Source organism: Mycobacterium sp. (genome assembly GCF_025965855.1).
Taxonomy (GTDB): domain Bacteria; phylum Actinomycetota; class Actinomycetes; order Mycobacteriales; family Mycobacteriaceae; genus Mycobacterium.
Window position 1 is genome coordinate 1 of the sequence record NZ_JAOPWB010000141.1, and the last position, 2887, is coordinate 2887.

Sequence of the window (2887 nt, forward strand, 5' to 3'; positions counted from 1 at the left end):
CGCGCTGGGCGTCGGCCGGTTCGCTGCCGCGGCAACGTTGTTGGGCCGCGTGGACCCGGTGGCAGGGCCGGTGCCGGACCGGATCCCGGTGCGCCGGGGGTGGGTGGCCGCCGAGCTGGCGATGGCCTCCGGCGACGGTGAGTCGGCCGTGCGTCACGCCGAGGAGGCCGTGCGGCTGGCGGAGGCGATGGCCGTTTCGTCGGTGCGGCACCGAGTCAAGAGCGACGTGGTGCTGGCCGCGGCACTGTGCAGCGCCGGCCGCATCGAGCGCGCCCGTGCGCTCGCCGAGGCGGCGTTGGACGCCACCGGCCGATCGAATCTGACACCGCTTCGGTGGGCGCTGGCTTGCTTGCTGATCGACATCGAAAGCGTCACGTTTTCAGCACAAAAGCTGCGTGAAATTCGGGATATCTGCGCAGGCCAGGTGCGGCGCGCCGGGGGCGCGTGGCGTTCCGCCTGAATCGGGCTTCGGCCCGTTATTGTCATTGCGTTAGTTAGCCCGCGATGTGTCCCGTTCGTAACGTTGGAGATACCGCCGTCGATGACAATGCAAGGGGAACGTCTCGACGCTGTGGTTGCGGAGGCCGTGGCGGGGGACCGGAACGCCCTACGGGAGGTGCTGGAGACCATCCGTCCGATTGTCGTGCGATATTGCCGCGCGCGAGTCGGCACAGTCGAACGGGGTGGCCTGACAGCCGACGACGTGGCTCAGGAGGTGTGCTTGGCCACCATCACGGCGCTGCCGCGCTATCGGGAGCGGGGACGTCCGTTCCTGGCATTCCTGTACGGCATCGCGGCCCACAAGGTCGCCGACGCGCACCGGGCCGCCGGACGTGACCGTGCCTACCCCGCCGAGACGGTGCCCGAGCGCTGGTCGCTCGACGCGGGCCCGGAGCAACGGGCCATCGAGGCCGATTCGGTCAGTCGAATGAACGAGTTGCTCCAGATCCTGCCGTCCAAGCAGCGCGAGATCCTGATCCTGCGCGTGGTCGTCGGCCTGTCCGCCGAGGAGACCGCCGCCGCCGTCGGCAGCACGAGGGGAGCGGTCCGCGTGGCCCAGCACCGGGCGCTGTCCCGGCTCAAGTCCGAAATCGTCGCGGCGGGTGACTATGCCTGAATCCCTGGATGAGTTCGCCGGCACCGATTTGCTTCTCGACGCGCTCGCCGAACGCCGGCCGGTCGATCTCGACGATCCCAGCGACCCCAATTTTGAAGCGCTGGCCGTCCTGCTGGCGGACTGGCGCGACGACTTGCGGTGGCCGCCGGCCAGCGCGCTGGTTTCGCCGGAGGAGGCCGTCGGGGCGCTGCACACCGGGCTGGCCGAGCGGCGGCGCGCCCGGCGCGGCCTGGCGACGATCGGGTCGGTTGCCGCGACGCTGTTGGTGCTGAGCGGGTTCGGCGCCATGGTGGTCGAGGCCCGTACCGGCGAAACGCTGTACGGCCTGCACGCGATGTTCTTCGACCAGCCGAGGGTCAAAGACAGCCAGATCGAACTGTCGGCCAAGGCCGAACTGGCCAAGGTCCAGCAAATGATCGACCAGGGCCAGTGGGCGCAGGCCCAGAACCAGCTGGCCGAGGTCAGCAGCACCGTGCAGTCCATGAACGACGGGAACAGCAGGAACGACCTGCTGGACGAGGTGAACCTGCTCAATACCCGGGTCGAATCCCGCAACCCGAACGCGACCCTGCCGCCGGCCGCACCCAAGCCGCCGAAGGCGCCGGCCGCCTCGTCCGCTTCGCCCGCTTCGCCTGCCTCGCCCAGCCCGAGCTCCAAACCGCCGACGGCGGCCAGCACGACCGCGCCGAGCCCGTCCGTCAGCCCTTCAATAAGCCCGTCTTCCGGCCGGCATCGGCATCACGGGCACTCGTCCACGCCGTCTTCGGTGGCACCGGACGACACGCCCTAACGGCGGTGAAACCCGTCCGCGTCTGACGTCGCTTCGTTGAGCGAGGCGTCGGCGTATCCCCGGCAGTAATCCCATGTGACGTAGGAGTCGGGTTCGGGGTCGTAGGCGGGCTCGTGCGGGCGGACGGTGCCGTCGATGAGCAGCTGCAACAGGTTGGCCCGCAACATGTCCCAGTCGTGGTAGTGGTCTTGCTGGCATTCGTCACAACACACCACCAGGCCGCGAATACCCTTGTGCGCCAAGAGCGCCTCGTACACGGCCAGATCGGCCAGGTCCGCCTCGACCGCCATCCGCTCTTGCTGATCCAGGGGTTGCCCCGGCTCGACGGCTTCGAGGGCCGCCGAGGGATCGCAGGGGTCGTCGGCGAACGGGTCGGGCGGCAAACCCGGCGGGAGGTGGTCACGCACGCCCCCAGCCTACGCAAGCGGGCCGTCATAACGCCAGCAGGGCGACGTCCGCCGCGCGGCGCCCGCGGCGCGCCCGGCCAAGCGGGTCCCGGGGCCGCGCGAGCCGATAAGATGGGTTTCTCACTCCGCGTGCGTATGGAGGGCCCCACCGATGTCCCGTGGCATGTCCGACTTAGAAGCCGGCTCCGACCTGGTTGCCAGCCCGTACCTGCGCGACCCCCATATTGCGGGACTGGCCGACGACCCGGTGCCGACCGGGGGCGACAACCCGTACAAAATCGCGATGCTCGGATTGACTTTCGACGACGTCTTGTTGCTGCCCGCCGCCTCCGACGTGGTTCCGGCCACCGCGGACACCTCCAGTCAGCTCACCAAGAAGATCAGGCTGAAGGTGCCGCTGGTCAGCTCGGCGATGGACACCGTCACCGAGTCGCGGATGGCTATCGCGATGGCCCGCGCCGGTGGCATGGGCGTGCTGCACCGCAACCTGCCGGTCGCCGAGCAGGCCGGCCAGGTCGAGACGGTCAAGCGCTCGGAAGCCGGCATGGTCACCGACCCGGTCACGTGCTCGCC

The 2887-nt window shown here is 69.4% G+C and carries 4 protein-coding genes and 1 pseudogene; 4 read left to right on the forward strand and 1 reads right to left on the reverse strand.

The window, feature by feature from the left end:
• From JWP83_RS11240 to JWP83_RS11250, 3 genes and pseudogenes are all read left to right on the forward strand, one after another.
• A pseudogene (locus JWP83_RS11240) lies at positions 1 to 460 on the forward strand (hypothetical protein); the annotation flags it as partial.
• Positions 461 to 541: 81 nt separating this feature from the next.
• Positions 542 to 1117, forward strand: a complete 576-nt coding sequence (locus tag JWP83_RS11245) for a sigma-70 family RNA polymerase sigma factor (protein ID WP_297730035.1) — start codon at positions 542 to 544, stop codon at positions 1115 to 1117.
• Positions 1110 to 1907, forward strand: coding sequence for an anti-sigma-D factor RsdA (locus JWP83_RS11250; protein WP_297730036.1), 798 nt, complete (start codon positions 1110 to 1112; stop codon positions 1905 to 1907). The genes JWP83_RS11245 and JWP83_RS11250 overlap by 8 nt, the downstream gene beginning before the upstream one ends.
• Here JWP83_RS11250 and JWP83_RS11255 read toward each other — a convergent pair.
• Positions 1904 to 2314: a DUF5319 domain-containing protein gene (locus tag JWP83_RS11255; RefSeq protein WP_066933952.1), complete on the reverse strand. Its 411-nt coding sequence runs from the start codon at positions 2312 to 2314 to the stop codon at positions 1904 to 1906. The genes JWP83_RS11250 and JWP83_RS11255 overlap by 4 nt on opposite strands.
• 151 nt (positions 2315 to 2465) lie before the next feature.
• On the opposite strand from JWP83_RS11255, the gene JWP83_RS11260 reads away from it, so the two are divergent.
• Positions 2466 to 2887 (forward strand): IMP dehydrogenase (locus JWP83_RS11260; protein ID WP_297730037.1); only part of this gene is annotated, 422 nt, incomplete at its 3' end.

What these genes read in the sequence shown, in the direction of transcription:
- JWP83_RS11250 (WP_297730036.1), top strand. Translation starts at nt 1,110, where the DNA reads ATGCCTGAATCCCTGGATGAGTTCGCCGGCACCGATTTGCTTCTCGAC.
- JWP83_RS11245 (WP_297730035.1), top strand. Translation starts at nt 542, where the DNA reads ATGACAATGCAAGGGGAACGTCTCGACGCTGTGGTTGCGGAGGCCGTG.